Below are 22,215 nucleotides of genomic sequence, written 5' to 3'. Positions count from 1 at the left end.
CACTTTTGGAGGAATAGCTATAGGATACTGGATTGGTGTACAAAAACTATGGACGCAATTTATCATTTACGTATCATTATGTATCAATATAACCAAAACTTAAATATTGCTTAACAATTTGTTATAAGTTGTGTGAAATGTGAAGGAAAGTTGGGGGCAGTAAAACTGTTTAGGACTATATTTTAGTCAAAACGATAAATATCCATTCCTAATGCACCCATCGAAAAACTACTATGTACAAGGCTAAAGCGTTGTCCTGTGCCCATAGCAAAGAAAATTGGTGCAAAATGTTCAAGTGTCGGATGATTTTTATTGAGAAACGGAATGCTATCCCAGTCCAATATTGCATCATAATTGCTATGCGTGAGTTTGCTTACAACATAGTTTCTAAATGATGAAGCCCATTCAGGGACTTGATTATTTTGGTTATTCCAAGAAAGTTCTTTTAAATTATGAGTAATACTACCTGAGCCAATGAGCAAAATTTGTCTATCACGTAATGGCGCAAGTGTCTGACCGATTTTATAGATTTGATCGGCATTCATATTCATAGGCAGAGAAATTTCAATAACAGCAATATCAGCTTCTGGATACATGTGTAATAAAGGCATCCAAACACCATGATCACGAGGACGAGTACTATTGGCGTGAGCAGTGAGTTGGGCTTCGGCTAAAAGCTGGAGAATTTCTTCAGCCAGTTCAGGGCTTCCAGGAGCAGGGTAACGGATTTCATAGAGTTCTTTAGGGAAACCACGAAAATCATGCCAAGTTTCAGGACGTACCCCAGTATTCACTTCCAATGCATTACTTTCCCAATGTGCAGACATAACAACGATGGCTTGAGGTCGGGGCAAGTTATGACCTAAGCGTTGTAGAGCAGGGCCCACTTGCTCAGGATCTAGTGCAAGCATGGGGGAACCATGTGAAATAAAGAGTCCTGGAAGTGTTTGTAAATTCATACCTTTTGCCTAAATAGTCATTGGTGGGAAAGCCGTGCTTTTCAAATTAATCTGAGGCAGTTAGCCTGCACGGTGATAAGGATGATTATGGTTAATGGTCATGGCTCGGTAGAGCTGTTCGATTAACATTACACGTACCATTGGATGTGGTAGGGTAAGTTTTGACAATGACCAATGCCAAGCTGCAGCTTTACGTACCGCTTCAGAATGCCCATCAGGTCCACCGATGGCTAAAGCCACATCATTGCCTTCCAACATCCACCCTTTCATGGTTTCAGCAAGTTTTTCAGTACTAAACTCACGCCCACCGACCTCTAGGGCAATCAACACTTCATTTTGTTTGAGTTGCGCCAAAATACTATCACCTTCAATTTGGCGATATTTTAAAATGTCTGCTTCAGAATCATTTTTGCCACGTTTCGCCATTGGAAGCTCAATGATTTGAGTTTGAACAAAGGGTTGAATTCTTTTGAAATAATCTTCAAAGCCAGTCAGCACCCATGCAGGCATTTTTTGACCGATGGTCAGAATGCGGATTTTCATATTAACAATTTCAAACGTGGTAATTGAACTATTATAACGTGTTATTGGTTATTCTCAGTCCTAGAACAACAATTGAATTTTTAACTGCTGATTTTTTACAGCACGCAGTAGGATAAAACCAAAATTAGGATAAATATGCGCTCCGTACAATTTTTAAAAAAAATGCCACATGTTCTCTTATTCACCCTTGCTTTAAACTTTCCGATGCTGGGTATTGCTTCGGATACTAACTTGTATCGACAAGCAGAACCTGATCGGTTAAAGGAATATTTAAATAATGTCATTCAGCCAACAGCTTTTAGAAATTATGAAAATATTCAAGAACTCGACCGTGTAGCGACGTATCTTAAAAAGCAAGTTGAATCATTTTCCATCCCATGTGAATACCAGAGTTATCCTATAGATGGGAAAAACTATAAAAATGTGGTGTGTCGTATTCAAACAGGCAATGCGAAGAAAGTCATAATTGGTGCGCATTATGATGTCTATGGAGATTTTCAAGGTGCAGATGACAATGCTTCGGGTGTAGTTGGGTTGATTGAAACAGCAAGAATACTTGCAAACAATAAAACTGATTTAAAACATAATGTTGAGTTGGTTTTTTATACTTTAGAAGAACCCCCATATTTCCGTACTGAACATATGGGAAGCTATGTCCACGCACAATCGGTGGCAAAACAGAAAGATCAAATTCAAGCGGTATATATTCTAGAAATGATCGGATATTTTGACCATAAAAATGTGCAAGATTATCCGACTGGACTTGGTTTGTTTTATCCCAAACATGGCAATTTTATTGGTGCTGTGAGTAATTTTAGTTCGCGTGCTTTGGGTGAAAACTATTGTGATGCAATGAAAGCGATGAATCGTTTGGATTGTCAGCGTCTGATTGCACCTTCATTTATTCAAGGTGTCGATTTTTCTGATCATTTGAATTATTGGAACCTTGATATTCCTGCAATCATGATCACAGATACTGCTTTTTTTAGAAATAAGCATTATCACACGGCTGAAGATACGATAGAAAAACTCAACTTAAATAAAATGGCAGATGTCGTCAATGGAGTGGTTTATACCATTTTAAAAAAATAAAATATGTAGTCGAAGTTAACACACTAATTGTTGAAATAATTTGTATAAAATATCCCTATTTTTATGTATGTTGCAAATAAAATCTATCATGTATAAACAATTGATCATTCAAGTAGATCATTCATTTATTAAACAGTAAAACAGGCAAGATCATGGATGATCGTGGCACTCTGTTTAATCTTATTCTATGGATAGAGGAAGGCTTTAATTAAAAGCAAATGTGGGGGGTGTTAAATGTATAACAAATCATTAGAAATTACATTGGAAGAACTTTTAGAGAAAGCATTTGAACAGGTGACTTATCGTCGTCAATTTTTACAACAACTCTTGGATTCCTACATTTATATTCTAGGAACAAGTGCAGAAAGCATTAGTGAACATATTGAACATACCTTGAAAGAGGGAAGTGAAGTTCAAATCAAACAATGGCAAAAGAAAGATGGGACATTTTTTTTCCCGTTTTTTACGTCATTGGAAAGATTACAAAAGACAATCCGCAATAATGAAAACTATTTACGAATCAATACGCGAAGTTTTTTTGAGTTAACATTTGGCTCGCATGTTGTTTTAAATCCTTATTCTGAAATAGGTAAGGAATTTCTACCTGCTGAAATCGCTGGATTATTGAATGGAGATTTTGGTTTAAGACCTGATGCTGAGGAGCTATCTATCGACCCAAATACACAATTGAGTCATCCTAGCCCGTATCCAATCAATATGGTTGAACAAATTAAAATTTTATTACAGGTCAATCATGCAGTTTCTTTTGCTTATTTAGCACAAGTCATGGATGAAAAGCATGCAACAAAATCTTCTTTGGTGATTGGTTTGCAATTGTCGCAAGTGCTCACAGAGCATGAAAAGCAACAGCTGTATCGGCAAGTGAAGCAAACAGCAACTGATTCATTATTGCAGAAAAAAACCGTCGAATTGGTCTTTGTGGATGCGAATGATCAGACTGCATTGGGTCAATATCTCTTGCATCAAACACAACCCTTTTATTTACGACAAGATGACAAGAAAAAAGGATTCTTTGCTACACTGTTTAACTAAAGCTTACGTGAACTCAAGGAGGGCGTATGCAATACGGTGCAATGCAATTGCTCTCTATGTGGATTAAAGATCGAAAAATACAAAATCAATCTGAACATACTTTAGATGCTTATTTTCGTGATGTTTCGAATTTTATTGATTTTTGTTATGCCAAACAGATTGAATTAACCGAAGTGGAAGCCTCTGATTTAAGAGAATACATTGCATTTCGTGTGGAAAATGATCAACTGACGACCAGCAGTTTACAACGTCACTTAACCTCGATTCGTCAGTTTATGAAATGGGCGAAAGAGGGGCATTATTTAGAGATTAATGCTGCGGATGATTTTCAACTAAAAAGACAAGCACGTCCATTGCCAGGTATGATCGATATTGAAACCGTGAATCAAATCATGGATCAGCCCGAGCCTGAAAAGCCATTGGAAAAACAACTATGGATTCGTGATAAGGCGATTTTAGAACTTTTATATTCCAGTGGTTTACGATTGGCTGAGATTCAAGGTTTAGCCATTAAAGATATTGATTTTAATCGTCATTTATTACGAATTACAGGTAAAGGGAATAAAACACGTATCGTACCTTTTGGTTCTAAAGCGCGTGAAAGTTTAATCGCATGGTTGAAAATTTATCGTATTTGGCAAGAGGAATTTAACCCAGAATCTTTGGTCTTTATTACCCAACGTGGGACGAGTATTACACCGCGTCAGATTGAAAATCGAGTGAAATATCAGGCACTTCGTGCAGGTGTCAATGTTGATTTGCATCCGCACTTATTACGTCATTGTTTTGCCAGCCATATGTTGTCTAATAGTGGTGACTTACGTGCAGTTCAAGAAATGTTAGGGCATAGTAATTTGACCACTACGCAGATTTATACTCATGTCGATTTTGATCAATTGGCGCAAGTCTATGATCGTGCGCATCCTCGCGCATCACGTGCAAAAGTAAATGATGAGTAGCATTAGTCCGACGCATTAAGACCATTTTTTGTACGTTTTGAATAGATTTTAATCACATTAAGTTAAACATTTTATTCACAGAATAGACATAAATTGCATATAAAAAAGCCGAAAGGATAATTGTTTTTAGTAGTGCTCTGCTGTATATCTAGTCGCTGTATTCGTGCAATACTTTTTATTGATTCAATTTTGCAAAACTTTAGGTCTTCCCATGATCCCTGAACTTGAACAAAAATATAAGCAACTGACGCAAGCCCAAAAAGACATTTTTAAGGGCTATGGCTTAAGACAAATTAAACATTTTGTTGAATTTAGCTTACCGAAGATTGAGGCAACTTTACCGCAGGCAGGTAAAATACTGGGTATTAATGCAGAGGGTAAAGTTCAAGCGATTAATACCAATACCAATCAAGTTTATCTATGGATTTCTGATCAACAATGGCAAGCGGCAAAAGCTGTTTCAAATCATATTGATGCCAAAGAAGACTTTATCGAAATTTGGAAAAGTTTAGATTTAGAACATCAAGACTTGATTGATTTAAGTCATATTCATCGTGATTTTTTAGCTTCTTTTGCTGAATAAGCGGATTTATTTACAGGTTAAAACGAAAAATCCTGTTTTTTGATTCGATACAATTTCTCCTCTCGTAAGGGATGTTCATCATCAAAATCTGGATGCAAAAAGTCATGTGAAAATGTCATTCCAATTTTTTCCATGACCTTTTGCGATACGAGATTGTCTTTCGCGGTAAATGCGACAATTTCTTCCAATTTCAACTCTTCAAATGCAAACCTTAAACATGCTTCAGCGCCTTCAGTGGCATAACCTTGATTCCAAAATTTAGGATCAATGCGCCAACCGATTTCGATGCAAGGCGAAAACTCAAACTTTGAAGGTTGGGGATGTAAGCCGATACAACCGATAAATTCTTGCGTTTCCAATAACTCTACAGCCCAAACACCCCATCCCTTGACATCAATGATAAATTTGATTTGTTCTGCTAAAGCATTACTTTCATATTCATCAAGTAATTTGGGGAAATATTTCATCACTTCAGGATTTGAAGTGATTTGCGCAAAAGGGACGTAGTCAGAATCTTTCCATTGTCGAAGTAAAAGTCGTTCAGTACATAACTCGTAAATCATTTTAGTTTTCAATCCCTTTAATGCACATTCAACTTGGAAAATATCGTTTGAATGTGTAGCTCAATGATGTCAAAAGATCAAATTTTATTCAGTAGGACGTTCGATACTATAAAGTAAGTGTTCTGCCAAAGGGTGTTCAGAATCAACTTTTGGATGAATAAAATTTTTTACATAATGCATCCCGATGCGTTGCATGACTTTTTCAGAAGGGGTATTTGTCGTTGCTGTAAAAGCGACAACCTCATTTAAATCCAATTGCTGAAAAGCAAAATCTAAGCAAGCTTGCGCAGCTTCTGTTGCATAACCTTGATGCCAATGCTGTTTTGCATATCGCCAACCGATTTCGGTACAGGGTGAAAAATCAAATTGTTCAGGCTGATGATGTAACCCTGTAAAACCAATAAATTGCTGATTTTGTTTTAATTCAACAGCCCAAAATCCCCAGCCATCTTTAGAAATAAACGATTGAATACGTTCAGCTAAAGCATCACTTTCAATTTTTGATAATGGTGAAGGGAAGTGGCGCATCACATCATGATCAGCATTGAGCTGTGCAAAGGGTTCTAAATCAGATGCTTTCCATGGTCTGAGAATTAACCGAGCCGTTTCTAATTGAATGGGTGGGTGGAATTGCTTCATCGTTTAACTCCATATATGCGCATTACACGTTATAAATCTTCAAGAGGAAGCTGAAAACTTTGTTTAATGATCTGACTTGGTACATCAGTTTTTACACTGGTGATGCCATTTTTCTTTGTAAGATGAGTTGACTGAAATTTACGGTAACTTTCTAAGTCTGGTACGACGACTTTTAACATTGCATCACATTCACCCAAAATAATATAGCATTCCATCACTTGAGGAAGTTCTTTCATTGCTTCAATAAATAAGTCGATAGTTTCCGCATCTTGTCCTAACAGCCAAATCCGTGAAAATAAAATCAGCTGGAAGCCAATTTTCTGAGGATCAACCACGGTGGTGTAGTTTTGAATCACGCCAGCTTCTTCTAAAAGCCTAACCCGTCTTAAACATGAGGATGGTGATAGACCAATTTCACGCGCTAGATCATTGTTTTGAATACGCCCATTGGCTTGTAAGGCACGAATGATATTTTTATCAATACGATCTAACTTTATTAGAATAGTCTTTGATGAAATTTTCATAAATTAGAATTTAATTCGAAAAATAATCATTATTATAGAATATTTGCAATCCTATTTTAAACATTTTCACAGATACTATTTTCACTCTCTAAACATACAGAAAAAGGAAAGATGATGTCTGTATTCGTTGTTTTTGCCTTAACGGTATTGCCGTTAATTTTCACACCAGGACCAGATATGTTATTTATCCTGTCACAAGTGATGGGTAAAGATGCGAAATCAGGCATGATGGCTACGCTTGGCGTATGTTCTGGTTATTTAGTGCATTCTATTCTTGTGGCACTTGGAATTGCCGCGATTATTGTTTCATTTCCTGTTCTATTTGAAACGATTCGCTATCTAGGTATCACTTATTTGTTGTATTTGGCATTTCATTTGTTGAAATCTGTGCTAAGTACTAAAAATTTACATATTGAGAAAAATGCTGAGGCACATCCAATCCGTAAAGGGTTTTTTACAGCTTTATTGAATCCAAAAGGCATGTTGATTTATTTTGCAATTTTGCCGCAGTTTATTGATAAAACTGGGAATACGATTGCTCAAGGATTTGCATTGTCATTTATTTTTATCGGTTTAATTTTTATTGTTTACTGTGCTTTAAGCTTAGTTGTGGCAAAAATTTCACAGAAGAAACAAATTGATGAACGTAAACAAAAGTGGATTGATGGCGGTTCTGGTGCATTATTAGCACTTGCAGCCGCGTGGCTTATGGCTAACTAAATAAAAGAAACAGAGATAAAGGAACTTGAAATGAGTTCCTTTTTTATTTTGTTACAAGTTTGATCTGCATTATTCACAAAAATTATCAATAAACATACTCAGTAAAATTGCTTATTCTGTCTAAACTGACAAACTCTACAAGCATCGTTTTATGGATAGTATAATTGTTTTGATTGATTCAAAATATTTTTAAAAGCGATTGAAAAAATATCTAAGCGCTATATAAATAATGTTATTTATCAATATTTAGATATTGTTTAAATAGTAAACTTATAGCGTTGGATAGAAATATTTAGAAAAAATGTGAACTGTCCGTTCAAGCTTTTTTAGAACTTTTATTGCTGTTTTGTGAATTGTGACTTGACCGAAATGCCAAACACATTGCAAGATAGGACACCTAAATAATTTTAAATGAAGCGTTATTATAACTCTTCTTAACATTTACTTTTGCTAAAACAGCCGAGGATTACATGAAGGCTCTTGTTGCTGTAAAACGTGTGGTTGATGCCAACGTTAAAGTTCGCGTTAAACCGGACAATAGTGGGGTAGACCTTACTAACGTTAAAATGTCAATTAACCCATTCGATGAAATCGCAGTGGAAGAAGCGGTTCGCTTAAAAGAAAAAGGAACTGTTTCAGAAATCGTTGTTGTTTCTATTGGTCCTAAAGAAGCCCAAGAACAAATTCGTTCTGCTATGGCGCTTGGTGCAGATCGCGGTATCTTAGTTGAAGCTGATGACAGCCAACTGGGTGCTTTAGAAGTTGCTAAAATCCTGAAAGGTGTTGTTGAACAAGAACAACCACAACTTGTACTTTTAGGTAAACAAGCGATCGATGACGACTCTAACCAAGTTGGTCAGATGCTTGGTGCTTTGCTTGGCGCAGGTCAAGGTACATTCGCTTCAGTTGTGACTGTAAATGGCGACAAAGTACAAGTGACTCGTGAAGTTGACGGTGGTTTACAAACTGTTGAGTTGAACACGCCAGCGATCATCACAACTGACTTACGTTTGAATGAACCACGTTATGCTGCATTGCCTAACATCATGAAAGCACGTAAGAAACCGCTTGATACTAAATCTCCTGTGGACTACGGTGTGACTGCAACTTCTAAACTTAAAACAGTTAAAGTTGAGCCACCTGCTGAGCGTAAAGCGGGCGTACAAGTGAAGTCTGTAGACGAGCTTGTTGAAAAACTTAAAAATGAAGCGAAAGTGATCTAATACAGAAGGATAAAAATCATGAGTATTTTAGTTATCGCTGAGCACGACAATAAAGCACTTAACGGTGCAACATTAAACGTTGTTGCTGCGGCTCAAAAAATCGGTGGTGATATCACTGTATTGGTTGCAGGTTCTGGTGCACAGGCTGTTGCTGACCAAGCTGCTAAAGTTGCTGGTGTAAGCAAAGTATTACTTGCTGATGATGCTGCTTATGCAAATCAATTGGCTGAAAACGTTGCAAAATTAGTTGCTTCAATCGGTGCGGGTTATTCTCACATCCTTGCTGCTTCTACTACTACAGGTAAAAACATTTTACCGCGCGCTGCTGCACTTTTAGATGTAAGCATGATCACTGACATCATTGCTGTTGAAGGTCCTAAAACTTTCAAACGTCCAATCTATGCAGGTAACGCGATTGCAACTGTAGAATCTGGCGAATCAGTTGTTGTTGCAACTGTTCGTGGTACTGCATTTGATGCGGTTGCTGCTGAAGGTGGTTCTGCTGCTGTTGAAGCTGCGACTTCTACAGGTGATGCTGGTATTTCTAAGTTCATTTCTGAAGAAATCGTGAAATCTGAACGTCCAGAATTAACTGCTGCGCGTATTGTTGTTTCAGGTGGTCGTGGTGTAGGTTCTGGTGAGAATTACCATAAAGTACTTGATCCACTTGCTGACAAGCTTGGTGCTGCTCAAGGTGCTTCACGTGCTGCGGTAGATGCTGGCTTCGTTCCAAACGATATGCAAGTTGGTCAAACTGGTAAAATTGTTGCACCTGATCTATACATCGCTGTCGGTATTTCTGGTGCGATTCAGCACTTGGCGGGTATGAAAGATTCTAAAGTGATCGTTGCGATCAACAAAGATGAAGAAGCGCCAATCAATGCTGTAGCTGACTACTGGTTAGTGGGTGATTTGAATACTGTAGTTCCAGAATTGGTTTCTAAAATCTAATTTTGTAATTTCAGTTTAAAAAACGCTCCTTTTTAGGGGCGTTTTTTAATGAATGATCTAAGATATAGATATGATAGGAATTATGTTACTGAGTTTGTTCGAATTTTAGCTTTTTGTAGAGTTTTAATTTTTACTAAAAACACTTGTTATAATAATGAATGATAAATAATAATGAACGATTAAAAAAATGATTTGTCAAAAATGTCATACACCGAATATTGAGGAGGCAATTCGCTGTGCGAGTTGTGGGATCGCTCTAAAAATCATAACAGTGCGTTCTGTTAAGCCAGAACCTAGTTTTTTTATTCGATGGCTGAAAGCTTTTATTGGAAATATTCTCCGACCAAAAGGATTGAAGTTATGGATCATCATCGGCTGTACTTTAATGTTTCTCGTTCCTGCATTAATTGGGACATTTTTTACTTTTATTGCAAAACCCTATTTACTTGAACAACATACAGCTTCGAGTTCATCTAAAAATACGGCCTCTGTACCACACGATTTGAATTTGATAGAACAATCTCGTCATGACTTAACTGCTATTAAGAGTGAGATCGCAGGTTATTACGCTATACATCATCGTTACCCACGCAGTCTAAGTGAACTAAAAAATAAGCCTTGGCAAAATGATCAAATTTCAATGAATGGCAAAGGTTATTTGATTACCGATATACAAGGTTCACAACCCATGACGATGATTTTTGTCCCTTTTTTGAACCAGCATAAACAATTGGTATGGGATTGTTATCTTTCGGGGTTTGATTCGAGCCTAGCGGATACAGGGTGTATTGAAATGAGCCAGATTCAAGATATTCCGATTAAAGGTGTGTCTATTTATAAAAACTAATTATAAAAACTAAAATTTTAGTAAGTTGCAGGGAATAACACTATTTAATCAAGGATAAAAAGAGCATTAAAAGAAGAATGAAAAGGTGAGAAATAAAAATGCAATGTCAGAAGTGTGGTGCAGAAAATATTCTAGAAGCTGTGCGATGTTTAAACTGTCGTGCACGGCTAAATCCTATTCAAAAACATCAAGATCAGCACTTTGAAAATAAAATTATTCAGTTAGATATACAAGAGAATGAGCAGAAGGAAATCGCCCGAACTGAAGTTGAAGATATTGTCGCTACGCCAAAAAATTCTGTTTTTAGTACGATCAAAAAAATGAATGAGCTTAAATTTAAAGTATCTATCATTATACTTTGCGTACTGCCATTTCTGGGTTTATTTCTTGTCTTACTGTTAAAGTTTTATCTTCAACCTAAATATGAAGCAGAAAAATTAACTTATGCGGAAAAAATAGGTAAGTTACCCAAAATAAAACATCAGAATAGTCAAGGTGATCCAAATCGTGTGCAGGATGATTGGGAATTAAGACAAATCTCCTTATCCATTTTAAATATGCAAATGACCATGATTCAAGCGAGTCAATATTTTCAACAACACCAAAAATTAGCGACTACACAGGTGACAATCCAGAAAACATTTACCCAAATTTACTTTGACCAATATGGAAATATTATCGGGAAACCCACGGATGATCCTAAGAAAATGTTGATCTATCATCCTATTATTACCCGAGATCAACATTTAGAATGGCAATGTATTGCAGTGAATATTATTGAGAATAAATATTTAAAAAATTGCTTGTTTAGTCATCAGCACCCTTTTGGTGAAAAGTAGCTATGTTTTTTGATCTATGCTATAGAAGTACATGATAACAACAAGCAAGTTGAATAATTAAAATGAAATGCCAAAAGTGTCATGCTGAAAATATTAGTGAAGCCGTTAAATGTGGAATATGTGGTGCGCGTTTAAAGCATCCGAAGAGTTCTGATGACTTTACGGGCAATCAACATGTTCAGTCATCAATTCGCCGTGAAAATAACAAACAGGATATTTTCAATCCAGATCCAAGTATTCAGCCAAATACCAAGCCAAGCCAGAATAGTCATTCAAATCAAAATCAATCAATTACGGATACAATTTTAGATAAAAATACAAAGATTGAAGATAAGGCGAGAATCCTACTTGATTCGTGGCAAGACAAAGCAAAAGGTGCTTGGGAAAATGCTCAAAATCAACCAAAGAAAAAACCGAAATATAACAAATGGTTTTTTATCATTATTGCGGTATTCATTTTTGCATCACCTGTAATTACGCTGATTACAAGTGTGATTATTCCTGAAATTCAATATCAAATACGTGAGCATCTACGCATTCAGAGTGAAAATGATGAGGCTGCTGTTGAAGATGTGATTATGGAAGATATTGTGACAACTGATGCTGTAGTTGATGCAAACGAGTATGAGCAACGTTATGCCGAGATGCGATCCTATCAGCAAAATATAGAAAGGGTGTTCGGTGAAACCCGTGTTCTACCAGAGAATTTACAAGAGATTGAAAAATTTGATCAAGTAGAATTTGATCAATCCATTCATGATGTAATTGAAATACGGAATGGTATGATTATTGGTTCATTCGCAGCGTTTCCGAACGAACATATTTATTTAAAACCTGAAATAAAAAATAAGAAAATCATAGGATGGTCTTGCTATAAAGTTGGCATTTCTGAGGGGGAAATGTCTGAATGCGAGCCAGAGTCGAGTGAGCCTACAGCACCAATTGTCGAGTAGCACAATGGATGTGAAAACGTTACACATCCATTTTGATTGCTTTTTATAATTTGCCAATTTTGCAGATTGGGCTTCAGTTTTTCTAACAGGAAATATCTAACTTAGACGATGGGAGTTTTCGTTAATATTTCACTTTATTTATGTATTGGGTTGATTTCTGATCATGTTGAATTTTTGACAGGTGATTTCTTAGTGGTTTCTCATTATATTTACATGATAATTTTAAAGAATAATCACATATAAATTTAGCCTTGGTTATCAACTTAAGCCTTAAAAATATAATAATAATTTTGAATTTATAAAATACACAGTCACTTTTAGGTGTAATTATTTAGGAATATTCATTGTAATATTATGGTAATATTCCATTTTATAGCCTATTTTTTGGGCGGAGTTCTCCCACATGTTAATTTCCAAAAAGCTGACAAGCCCTACAATAGGGCTTGTGGTTCTGTGTTTTTTTATTCCTTTTCTTGCAAACTCTCACGTACCATTGATGGATGGCTTCGTTGTGTTGTCAATCGAGAATATTCAAGCTTTAATGTTATTGAGCTTTGTGGTTTATAGTTATTACTATATGCGACCGCTTGATTGTCCAGAAGGTAAGAAACAGTTTTGGTTGTGGGCGGTGTTTTGGTGGATTTTATTGTTTGGACGCAGTATTAGTTGGGGGCGTGATTTTTTCCCTGATGTTCCGCACATTTACTTCCGTATATTGTCTATTTTCTTTATTGCACCTGTTGTATTGATGCTATTTTCTAAAAAACTGCGTGAAGAAATTGCACTAAAGTTTAAAACAATAAGCTTTCCTATTTTTAGCTTTTTATTGGCAGTGATTGGACTGATCATTTCAGATGCGGTTGAACATAGTCGGATGATTGCGCCACTTTTCTTGCATGATCTTGCGTATAAAGATTTGATTGAAGAAATGTATGAATTCCCAGTGATTTGGGGTTTATTCGAAGTCACTTATTTACTGATGAAACAAGATAAAAAAAATGTAAAAAAGGCGATTCTCGTACCGCAAGAAGCGGAATCAAATGAGCTTTCTGACTATAAAAATGCCCATTAATTTTCTAATATTTTATAAAAAAATTAGCCTCCATTGTTGGAGGTTTTTTATTGGAAATAAATCGTTAAATTTGTTCAAAATAAAGACAAAAAATCCTCATTTTCAAGCATGCTGTTTGGCACAAAATCGAATGGATTTGTGCTATACTGTGCGACTGAATTTTAGATTTTGGCTCAACTTTTTTTGAGCTAAATTTTGATTAGCTTGATCATATAAATCAGCAGTTGCAGTCTGCGCTGTTTGAAATAAGGAGTATGCATGAGCGTATCGGAAACTAGACCGATTGCCATTGAGGATGAACTCAAGAACTCATATCTTGATTATGCCATGAGTGTGATTGTATCTCGTGCATTACCAGACGTGAGAGATGGTCTAAAACCTGTTCATCGTCGTGTGCTTTTCGCTATGCACGAGTTGGGCAACGACTATAACAAAGCTTATAAAAAATCTGCCCGTGTCGTCGGGGATGTGATCGGTAAATATCACCCACATGGTGATTTAGCTGTATACGAAACGATTGTTCGTATGGCACAAGATTTCAGCCTACGTTATCAATTGGTTGATGGTCAAGGTAACTTCGGTTCTGTCGATGGTGATAGCGCGGCGGCAATGCGTTATACCGAAGTCCGTATGCGTAAGTTAACCCATGAAATGTTGGCTGATTTAGAAAAAGATACAGTCGAATGGGAAGATAACTACGACGGTTCTGAACGCATTCCTCAAGTGATGCCGACCCGTATTCCAAACTTATTGATCAATGGTGTGACAGGTATTGCGGTCGGTATGGCGACCAATATGGCGCCACACAACATGACTGAAGTGATCAATGCATGTTTGGCTTATGCTGAAAATCCACAAATTTCAATTGAAGGGTTGATGGAACACGTATCTGGTCCAGATTTCCCTACAGGCGGTATTATTTATGGTAAATCAGGAATTGTAGACGCGTACCGTACAGGTAAAGGTCGTTTGCATATTCGTGGTAAATACCATATCGAAGAAGATCAAAAAACAGGTCGTAATACGATTGTATTCACTGAGATTCCTTATCAAGTCAACAAAGCGAAGACCATTGAACGTATCGCTGAATTGGTGAAAGAGAAAAAACTCGAAGGTATTTCAGAATTACGTGATGAGTCTGATAAAGAAGGAATGCGTATTGCAATTGACTTGAAGCGTGGTGAAAACGCTGAAGTGATTGTGAATAATCTATTCCTCAATACTCAATTAGAAAACTCGTTCAGCATTAACATGGTTTGCCTAGACAATGGTCAGCCGAAGTTAATGAATTTGAAAGATATTGTTGCTGCGTTTATTCGTCATCGTCAAGAAGTGGTCACACGTCGTACGATGTTTGAATTGCGTAAAGCACGTGAGCGTGGTCATATCTTAGAAGGTTTAACCGTTGCTTTAGCGAATATTGATGAAATTATTGAAACCATCAAAACGTCTGCAAATCCACAAGAAGCGCGTGAGCGTTTACAAGCGGGTGAGTGGGCTGGCGGTGGTGTTGTTGCATTGCTTGAAAAAGCAGGTGCAATTTCTGTTCGCCCTGATGAGATTGAAGGCGAAGACCCGAATCGTCCATTTGGTTTAGATGGCAATATTTATCGTTTATCACCTGCGCAAGTCGGTGCGATTTTAGAATTACGTCTACACCGTTTGACAGGTCTTGAACAAGACAAATTACAAGCGGAATACTCTGAAATTTTAGGTCAAATTGCTGAACTTACAGCGATTTTAAATGACTTTAATTTATTGATGGGCGTCATTAAAGAAGAACTGGCATTGATTCTTCAACAATATGGCGATGCGCGTAAAACGGAAATTGTAGAATCACGTATCGACTTCTCTCGTGAAGATTTAATCCCAGAAGAGCAAGTTGTATTGACTGTTTCTAAAACAGGTTATGCAAAAACTCAACCATTGTCTGACTATGCCGCACAACGCCGTGGTGGACGTGGTAAATCTGCAACGTCGATGAAAGAAGATGATTATATTCAACATCTCATCGTGACTTCGAACCATGCAACCGTACTTTGCTTCACCAATGTCGGTAAAGTTTATCGCTTGAAAGTGTTTGAAGTACCACAAGCATCGCGTGGTGCGAAAGGTCGTCCGATGGTGAACTTGTTGCCATTGGATGCAACTGAAACGATTACAGCGATTCTTCCTGTGATTGATGCACCGAAGAAATTTACAGAACGTTTAACTGAGTTTAGAACTTTTGTGCGTTCGAATGTGGCTAAACTTCGTGAAAATGAAATCATAGATGGTCATTACGAAGCACTAAAATCTGCATTTGCAGAATTGGGTGAAAATCCAGATGATTTATCACCTGCATTACGTGTTCAGTTAAAAGAGCTCAGTGCAGAATTAACAGCGTCTGATTGTGATGACGAGCTGGTTGCTGAGTTTGCTGAACGTGCTGAAAATGTTCGTAAAAACTTCTATGTCTTCATGGCAACAGCTTCAGGTACAGTTAAACGTGTTGAATTAGAACAATTTAGTAATGTTCGTTCAAATGGTTTACGTGCAATTGAGTTGAAAGAAGAAGATACCTTGATTGGTGTTGCAATTACCGATGGCGAGCAGCAAATCATGTTGTTCTCGAATGAAGGTAAAGCAATTCGCTTCTCTGAAACGGATGCGCGTGTGATGGGTCGTACTGCGAAAGGTGTTCGTGGTATGCGTGTAACACTTGCTGCGGCTCAAGCGGATGAAGAAACTGAAACTGATGTAGATTCAGATGATGAGGATTCTTCAGATTCGAACTTTATCAGTCGTATCGTTTCATTGGTAGTAGTTCCTGAAACTGGTGAAGTGTTGTGTGCTTCTGCAAATGGTTATGGTAAACGTACTCCTGTGGATGACTTCCCAACCAAGAAACGTGGTGGTAAAGGCATCATCGCCATTAAGACCTCTGAACGTAATGGTGAATTGGTTGGTGCAGTTGCGATTGATGTGACCAAAGAAGTGATGTTGATTTCTGATGGTGGTACTTTAGTCCGTACTCGTGCTTCTGAAATTGCACAAACAGGTCGTAATGCACAAGGTGTTCGTTTGATCCGTTTGGGTAATGAAGAAATCTTAGTTGGTGTTGTGGCTGTAGATGCCGTTGAAGAAGATGAAGTTTTAGATGCACCTGAAGTGGTTGATGGTGCAGCTTTAGTGGATAATGAAACGCTCGTTGGTGATGAAACAATCATGGAAGAAGGTGACACTGATTCTATGGATAATGAGTCTGACGAGTAGTGTTATAGACAGTTTTTTATATATAATAAAAGGGCGCTTAGGCACCCTTTTATTATTGGTAATGGCTTTGTTGCACAAAGCTATTCTTGAGGGCTTCTTTAGCAATATAATTTCCAGATGAAGAAGCCTGCACCTAAAACTTACCGTACAACCAATTGGTCCTCGTATAACCAAGCTTTAATCAAGCGAGGAAATATTTCAATCTGGTTTGATCCTAAGACGCAATGGTATGCACAACCACAAGGCAAGCAAGGACGAAATCAAACTTATTCCGATACAGCGATTCAATGCTGTTTAATGATCAAATCTCTATTCCGTCTTTCTTTACGTATGGTTACTGGCTTTGTTCAAAGCCTGATTAAACTCTGTGGCTTGAATTGGACAGCACCAGATTACTCCACCCTTTGTAGACGACAAAAGCATATTGATATTGCGATAAGCTATCAGAAAAGTCATGATGGGTTACACCTACTTGTCGACTCTACGGGTTTAAAGTTTTTAGGTGAAGGCGAATGGAAGCGTAAAAAACATCAGCCTGAATACCGTCGGCAATGGCGTAAACTGCATATTGGTATAGATGCTGAAACACTGCAAATACGTGCCGTTCAGCTTACTACAAATAATGTCAGTGATTCACAAGTACTAGGTGATTTACTGGATCAAATTCCACTAGATGAGCGAATAGATTCTGTCTATACCGATGGCGCGTACGACACGAAGTGCTGCAGAAAAGTGATTTCAGATCGTCAAGCACATGCAGTAATTCCACCCAGAAAGAATGCCAAGCCCTGGAAAGATTCTAAAATAAGTTCAATAGAACGAAATGAGTTACTTCAAACGGTTAAACATTTAGGCAGAACCCTATGGAAAAAATGGTCGGGTTATCACCGTCGTAGTTTGGTGGAAACCAAGATGCATTGCATCAAATTATTAGGAGATAAGCTGACGGCAAGACATTTTCAAAGTCAGGTCAATGAAATTCATGCGCGTGTGGCAGTTCTGAATAGATTTACGGAATTAGGTAGACCTCACACCCAAGTTGTCACTTAAATTTGAATGGATTGGGGAAAACTCAGCTTTTGAATGTTTATGCAACAAAGCCGAGTAAAATTAAAACATATATTTAAATTGAGCGATTTCCCTGATTTAGATAAAGAGCACCTTAAACGTTTGCAATATCGAAATTCATATTTTGAAAAGATTAGAAATATTTATCATGCGAAAATAATATTAGAATTGAAAAATAATAATTCTTTAGAACTTGTGAAAAAGCAATTAGATGAAAAAATAAATAAGAAATATGAAACTAATGTGACAGAGTTGGATGCTCAACAATTCGAAATCGAAGAAGTTATAGGCATAATAAAGCGAGTTCAAAAAATACGATTAAAAAAGGATCAATATAATACAAATCCTTTTATTGAAGTGAAAGCAATGATAAAAGATAAGGAGGTTTATGGATATTTTGACGAGTTTGAAATTAAAAATGGTAAAAAGGTTAAAGCTGTAATTTCTAAAAATTCAGATCTTAATGGTTTTTATATTTGGGCAATTTTATGTGATCATCATATTTTATATTTAGATGAAGATCATCCATACATAGGAGGATTGAACTTAAAGTTTAAAGATAATTTTGTTTTATATTTTATTATACTGGTCTCTATTTTAGTTTTAATGTTCATAGTATCTATTGCTTCAAGTTATGATTCAGGTATAGATTTTGAATTTAAGTATTTTTACTTATTATCTTTAATGTTAATAATACCTATTTCAATTTTATATTGGGCGGTATTTATTTACCATATATTTTTCTATGATAAAATTGATGTTGAATATATTGTTGAGCAGCAATTAAAAGATTTGGGAGTATATAAAATTTTTGGTGGTCATAAAAATTTAAATAAATATTCAATTTATTATGAATTTCTAGGCAGAAAAAGCAGAACAGGATACGATTTAAAAGAAAAATAAGGTGAATTAAATGTTCGTAGAATCAGACCTTCGAATGATAGAAGGAAAAATAGAAAAAATCATCCTAAATGAAAGATCTTATAAAATTACGCTTATTGTCAATCAAACTAATTATACATTATATTTGAAAAATAACGTTTATTTTAAATTCGGTGATAGAGTTGAAATTATATTTCATGGAAAGCATGATCAAATTGATGCTGTACTGAATTTAGAAAATGGCTATTTGTATTTAGATCCATTGATTTATGAAGTGAATCCGAATTCTTTAAAAGAAAAATTGCGTAAACTTGTATATTATACGACAGCATTAATCGTGATTCTGATTGCAGAATTAGCACTTTATCAATTGGTTATGGATGGAACGATCTATTATTTTGATATTGCTAAATATGCTTTATTTATCATGATTTTTTCAATGCTTCTCGCATTCTATTTTAGTTTTAAAAATCTAAGTAAAACTAAGCATAGATTTTCAAAAAAAGTATTCGAACTGCTTAATCTTCCGAATATGGAGCAAGAACAATTAAAATATCTAAGAATGACAAACTCTTATTTTGAGGTTATTCCAAATTTATATTTTATGGAGCATGTGATTAATATTGCTAAGAAACATAGTTCAAATCAAACAAAAGAAATTGTTGACCGAATGTGTAGCAATAGAAATGCTGAAAGCTTAACCGAGTTTCAAGAGCTTAAATTTAAGTTGCAACTTCAAAAGGGTATGATCCAAGAGATTAAAAAAATACAAATACCCAAAGATGATATTCATACAGATCCATTTACAGAGGTCACTGCAACACTGAATGGGCTCTCAATTTATGGTTATTTTGATGAATTTCATTTAAAAAATAAGCAAGAAGTTAATGTTATATTGACACAATTTCCAGATGATAAAGGCTATTACATTTGGTATATGTACGATGGTGAAAAATATTTGTACTTAGATGAAGATCAGCCCACGACGATCAGTGAAAAATTTGGGTGGACTGAAGCCATTATTACAATGATTTTTATTGGTGTATTTATACTTTTATTTTGGTTTGTATTTGCTTTATTTGACGACTTTATATTTTTTACATATGTATCTATAGTATTGATGCAAATTACTGTTTTTTATCAGGTTGCTAAAGTTTATTTTACTCGAAAATTTGATCATGAATCTAGAACTAAAATATATGTATTTCAACAAATTAAAGCGTTAGTATCATTGCCTAAGCATGTTTATTGGCATGATCTTGGTTTATATGGATTATACCGCGAAAATCAAGTTGAACCATCAAAAAGCAGAACAGGTTATGATCTAAGTAAGCCTTTAGAATAGTGTATTTGGGAGAATTATAATCATGTTAAAACTCATCTATTATGTCCCTGAATCGCACCTAGAAACTACAAAAGTAGCAATATTTTCAGCAGGCGCAGGTGGGATCGGAAATTATGAACACTGTGCATGGCAAGTTTTAGGCACAGGGCAATTTAAACCTGTTAAAGATGCAAAGCCATTTATTGGTGAATTGAATACTTTGGAGCAAATTCCAGAATGGCGTGTGGAAACCATTGTTCCAGAGGATCAAGCAAAATTAGTGGCACAGGCTTTAAAGGCAAGCCATCCTTATGAAGAACCTGCCTTTGAGTTTATTCAGATGATTGAAATCGAGTAAGCTAAAATATTGAGAAAAAACCATTGTTTTATGCGTTTAAAAATGAGAATTTAACAAAATATATTTTATAAAAATTGATGCAATGGATTTTTTTTATCAGCTTTTAAAACCTAAAAATAGAACTAAAGTTGTTGATATTGGTGCAAATCCAATTGATGGAGAGCCACCGTATAAAACAATGCTTGATCTGAAAATTTGTGAAGTGGTGGGTTTTGAACCACAAACACATGCTTTAGCAATATTAAATCAACAAAAAAGCGAACTGGAAAATTATTTGCCCTATGTGGTGGGGGATGGGGCAGAGCATCAGCTACGTATTTGTCGCTCATCGGGGATGACCAGTTTATTTGAACCCAATCCAGAGGTACTCCAAGTATTTGATTTCTATTTACCTCTTGGTGAAGTATTAGAGCGAGTGAATGTTCCAACCATTCGATTTGATGATATTCATGAAATACAGCACGTGGATTATTTAAAAATTGATATACAAGGTGGTGAACTCAATGTTTTTAAGCATGGACATCAACAATTAAAAACTGCAGTCGCGATTCAAACTGAAGTGTCTTTTATGACGTTGTATCAAAACCAAGCAGGCTTTGGGGAAATTGATATTGAGTTGAGATCACAAGGTTTTGTGCCACATTGTTTTGCTGCGGTAAAACATTGGCCTATATCTCCGATGGTATTGAATCAGAATCCAGCACAGCCACTAAATCAGCTTTTGGAAGCAGATTTAGTTTATGTACGTGACTTCTCAAAACCTGAATTAATGAATAATGAACAACTTAAGCAATTGGCTGTGATTGCTCATTATGCCTATCGTTCTTATGATTTGGCTTTGCGTTGTGTGATCTTACTTGAGGAGCGTCAGGTTTTATCCGAATCTGCCAAGCATGAATATGTTGAGTATTTACAAACAAATTTTTAATGATTAAATCCAAAAATAAGTCATAAATAAACTTACCAAAATCAAAGCTTAAATTAGCTAATCGCATAGACAAGTTAAAACTTATTACTTGTCTATGATGATCAATTTAAATATTCACAATGACTTAAACTCTCTGGATAAACAAATCACGATCAAAGCGATATTGTGGAAAGAACACACCATCTTCAGCACGTTCACCTGCACCAATCACCATCACAGGATATTCGAGATCACCAAGATTGAGAATTTTACGTACCAAAGGCTCGTCAAATCCTTCCATCATACAGCTATCAAAACCATAAGCACGTAAAGCCAAGACTAAATTTTCACAGGCTAAGGCAGTGGTTTTAGTTGCCCACAATACCGCATCAGCTTGATTAAAAGCGGTCACAGGCATTTGTTTATCTAAAGTTCGTGCCACTTTAAAGGCAACTTTTTTGAAATTACCCAATGCATTGAAATAGCCCGTTTTATAATTGTATGGAATAAATTTATAATATTTTTTGACCAAAGGTGGAATTTCTGGAAAAGGGAATTCAGAAATATTCTTTTTCGCCATTTCGTCAACACGGTCAGTACGAGCGACACAGACAATTAACTCAGCCGCGGTACGTGCAGACCACTGACTCATACACGCTTTGACCAATTGCTTTTTCTTGGCAGGATTTTGAACCACATAAAACGTCCAAGGTTGTAGATTTGAAGAGTTTGGAGCAAGTAATGCCAGATCTAAACATGCATCTAAAATTTCAGCAGGAATCGCTTTATCGGTAAATTTACGTACAGAACGACGACTTTCTACAACCTTGCGGAAATTATTGACATCAAAGAGGTGGTCCCACTTGTTTGAACAACTAAAAGCGTATTTATAAGTGATATT

23 protein-coding genes are annotated in these 22,215 nt (G+C 36.2%); 17 read left to right on the top strand and 6 right to left on the bottom strand.

The window, feature by feature from the left end:
• Window positions 1–182: 182 nt before the first annotated feature.
• A complete protein-coding gene (locus BEN71_RS13540) occupies window positions 183–959 on the bottom strand; it encodes a DODA-type extradiol aromatic ring-opening family dioxygenase (RefSeq protein ID WP_068973533.1) in 777 nt (258 codons plus the stop codon).
• 60 nt (window positions 960–1,019) lie between these two features.
• Entirely contained in the window at window positions 1,020–1,502 is a 483-nt protein-coding gene (rlmH, locus tag BEN71_RS13535) for a 23S rRNA (pseudouridine(1915)-N(3))-methyltransferase RlmH (protein ID WP_068973534.1), read from the bottom strand.
• Window positions 1,503–1,706: 204 nt separating this feature from the next.
• On the opposite strand from rlmH, the gene BEN71_RS13530 reads away from it, so the two are divergent.
• The 4 genes from BEN71_RS13530 to BEN71_RS13515 all read left to right on the top strand — a co-directional run bounded on the left by BEN71_RS13530 (window position 1,707) and on the right by BEN71_RS13515 (window position 5,189).
• Entirely contained in the window at window positions 1,707–2,594 is an 888-nt protein-coding gene (locus BEN71_RS13530) for a M20/M25/M40 family metallo-hydrolase (protein ID WP_227542686.1), read from the top strand.
• Between the two features lie 234 nt (window positions 2,595–2,828).
• Window positions 2,829–3,647: an enhanced serine sensitivity protein SseB C-terminal domain-containing protein gene (locus tag BEN71_RS13525; protein WP_068973536.1), complete on the top strand. Its 819-nt coding sequence runs from the start codon at window positions 2,829–2,831 to the stop codon at window positions 3,645–3,647.
• Between the two features lie 56 nt (window positions 3,648–3,703).
• Window positions 3,704–4,606, top strand: a complete 903-nt coding sequence (locus BEN71_RS13520; protein ID WP_167443689.1) for a tyrosine recombinase XerC — start codon at window positions 3,704–3,706, stop codon at window positions 4,604–4,606.
• A 211-nt stretch (window positions 4,607–4,817) separates the two neighbouring features.
• Complete coding sequence (locus BEN71_RS13515) at window positions 4,818–5,189, top strand: hypothetical protein (RefSeq protein WP_068973538.1); 372 nt, start codon at window positions 4,818–4,820, stop codon at window positions 5,187–5,189.
• A gap of 17 nt (window positions 5,190–5,206) precedes the next feature.
• Here BEN71_RS13515 and BEN71_RS13510 read toward each other — a convergent pair whose 3' ends face one another.
• The 3 genes from BEN71_RS13510 to BEN71_RS13500 all read right to left on the bottom strand — a co-directional run bounded on the left by BEN71_RS13510 (window position 5,207) and on the right by BEN71_RS13500 (window position 6,915).
• Window positions 5,207–5,752: a GNAT family N-acetyltransferase gene (locus BEN71_RS13510; RefSeq protein WP_068973539.1), complete on the bottom strand. Its 546-nt coding sequence runs from the start codon at window positions 5,750–5,752 to the stop codon at window positions 5,207–5,209.
• 84 nt (window positions 5,753–5,836) lie between these two features.
• Window positions 5,837–6,391: a GNAT family N-acetyltransferase gene (locus tag BEN71_RS13505; protein WP_068973540.1), complete on the bottom strand. Its 555-nt coding sequence runs from the start codon at window positions 6,389–6,391 to the stop codon at window positions 5,837–5,839.
• A gap of 29 nt (window positions 6,392–6,420) precedes the next feature.
• Entirely contained in the window at window positions 6,421–6,915 is a 495-nt protein-coding gene (locus BEN71_RS13500) for an Lrp/AsnC family transcriptional regulator (RefSeq protein ID WP_068973541.1), read from the bottom strand.
• Window positions 6,916–7,029: 114 nt separating this feature from the next.
• Here BEN71_RS13500 and BEN71_RS13495 point away from each other — a divergent pair, with 114 nt between their 5' ends.
• The 13 genes from BEN71_RS13495 (at window position 7,030) to BEN71_RS13435 (ending at window position 21,335) form a co-directional block, all read left to right on the top strand.
• A complete protein-coding gene (locus tag BEN71_RS13495) occupies window positions 7,030–7,635 on the top strand; it encodes a LysE family translocator (protein ID WP_068973542.1) in 606 nt (201 codons plus the stop codon).
• Between the two features lie 470 nt (window positions 7,636–8,105).
• Complete coding sequence (locus BEN71_RS13490) at window positions 8,106–8,858, top strand: electron transfer flavoprotein subunit beta/FixA family protein (protein WP_068973543.1); 753 nt, start codon at window positions 8,106–8,108, stop codon at window positions 8,856–8,858.
• 18 nt (window positions 8,859–8,876) lie between these two features.
• Complete coding sequence (locus BEN71_RS13485) at window positions 8,877–9,809, top strand: FAD-binding protein (RefSeq protein WP_068973544.1); 933 nt, start codon at window positions 8,877–8,879, stop codon at window positions 9,807–9,809.
• Between the two features lie 187 nt (window positions 9,810–9,996).
• Window positions 9,997–10,656, top strand: a complete 660-nt coding sequence (locus BEN71_RS13480) for a hypothetical protein (RefSeq protein WP_068973545.1) — start codon at window positions 9,997–9,999, stop codon at window positions 10,654–10,656.
• 98 nt (window positions 10,657–10,754) lie between these two features.
• The gene (locus BEN71_RS13475; RefSeq protein WP_068973546.1) at window positions 10,755–11,495 is read left to right on the top strand and encodes a hypothetical protein; all 741 of its coding nucleotides are present in this window, start codon (window positions 10,755–10,757) and stop codon (window positions 11,493–11,495) included.
• A gap of 62 nt (window positions 11,496–11,557) precedes the next feature.
• On the top strand, window positions 11,558–12,448 hold the full coding sequence (locus BEN71_RS13470; RefSeq protein ID WP_068973547.1) for a zinc ribbon domain-containing protein: 891 nt from the start codon (window positions 11,558–11,560) through the stop codon (window positions 12,446–12,448).
• Window positions 12,449–12,851: 403 nt separating this feature from the next.
• Complete coding sequence (locus BEN71_RS13465) at window positions 12,852–13,520, top strand: hypothetical protein (RefSeq protein ID WP_068973548.1); 669 nt, start codon at window positions 12,852–12,854, stop codon at window positions 13,518–13,520.
• Window positions 13,521–13,778: 258 nt separating this feature from the next.
• Complete coding sequence (gene gyrA, locus BEN71_RS13460) at window positions 13,779–16,775, top strand: DNA gyrase subunit A (protein ID WP_068973549.1); 2,997 nt, start codon at window positions 13,779–13,781, stop codon at window positions 16,773–16,775.
• Window positions 16,776–16,892: 117 nt separating this feature from the next.
• The gene (locus BEN71_RS13455) at window positions 16,893–17,825 is read left to right on the top strand and encodes an IS5-like element ISAha3 family transposase (protein WP_039251835.1); all 933 of its coding nucleotides are present in this window, start codon (window positions 16,893–16,895) and stop codon (window positions 17,823–17,825) included.
• 39 nt (window positions 17,826–17,864) lie between these two features.
• A complete protein-coding gene (locus tag BEN71_RS13450) occupies window positions 17,865–18,746 on the top strand; it encodes a hypothetical protein (protein ID WP_100249710.1) in 882 nt (293 codons plus the stop codon).
• 10 nt (window positions 18,747–18,756) lie between these two features.
• The gene (locus BEN71_RS13445; protein ID WP_068975739.1) at window positions 18,757–20,070 is read left to right on the top strand and encodes a hypothetical protein; all 1,314 of its coding nucleotides are present in this window, start codon (window positions 18,757–18,759) and stop codon (window positions 20,068–20,070) included.
• 22 nt (window positions 20,071–20,092) lie between these two features.
• Entirely contained in the window at window positions 20,093–20,407 is a 315-nt protein-coding gene (locus tag BEN71_RS13440) for an NGG1p interacting factor NIF3 (protein WP_068975740.1), read from the top strand.
• A gap of 82 nt (window positions 20,408–20,489) precedes the next feature.
• Window positions 20,490–21,335 (top strand): FkbM family methyltransferase, encoded by an 846-nt coding sequence (locus tag BEN71_RS13435; protein ID WP_068975741.1) that lies wholly within the window; start codon window positions 20,490–20,492, stop codon window positions 21,333–21,335.
• 124 nt (window positions 21,336–21,459) lie between these two features.
• Here the strand turns inward: BEN71_RS13435 and BEN71_RS13430 are convergent, their stop codons facing one another.
• Window positions 21,460–22,212, bottom strand: coding sequence for a nitroreductase family protein (locus BEN71_RS13430; protein ID WP_068975742.1), 753 nt, complete (start codon window positions 22,210–22,212; stop codon window positions 21,460–21,462).
• Window positions 22,213–22,215: the final 3 nt, after the last annotated feature.

The sequence above is a fragment of the Acinetobacter wuhouensis genome (assembly GCF_001696605.3).
In the GTDB taxonomy this organism is placed as follows: Bacteria; Pseudomonadota; Gammaproteobacteria; order Pseudomonadales; family Moraxellaceae; genus Acinetobacter; species Acinetobacter wuhouensis.
The sequence above is the reverse complement of the archived record's forward strand: the minus strand, read 5'-3'. Positions and strand labels throughout refer to the sequence as shown.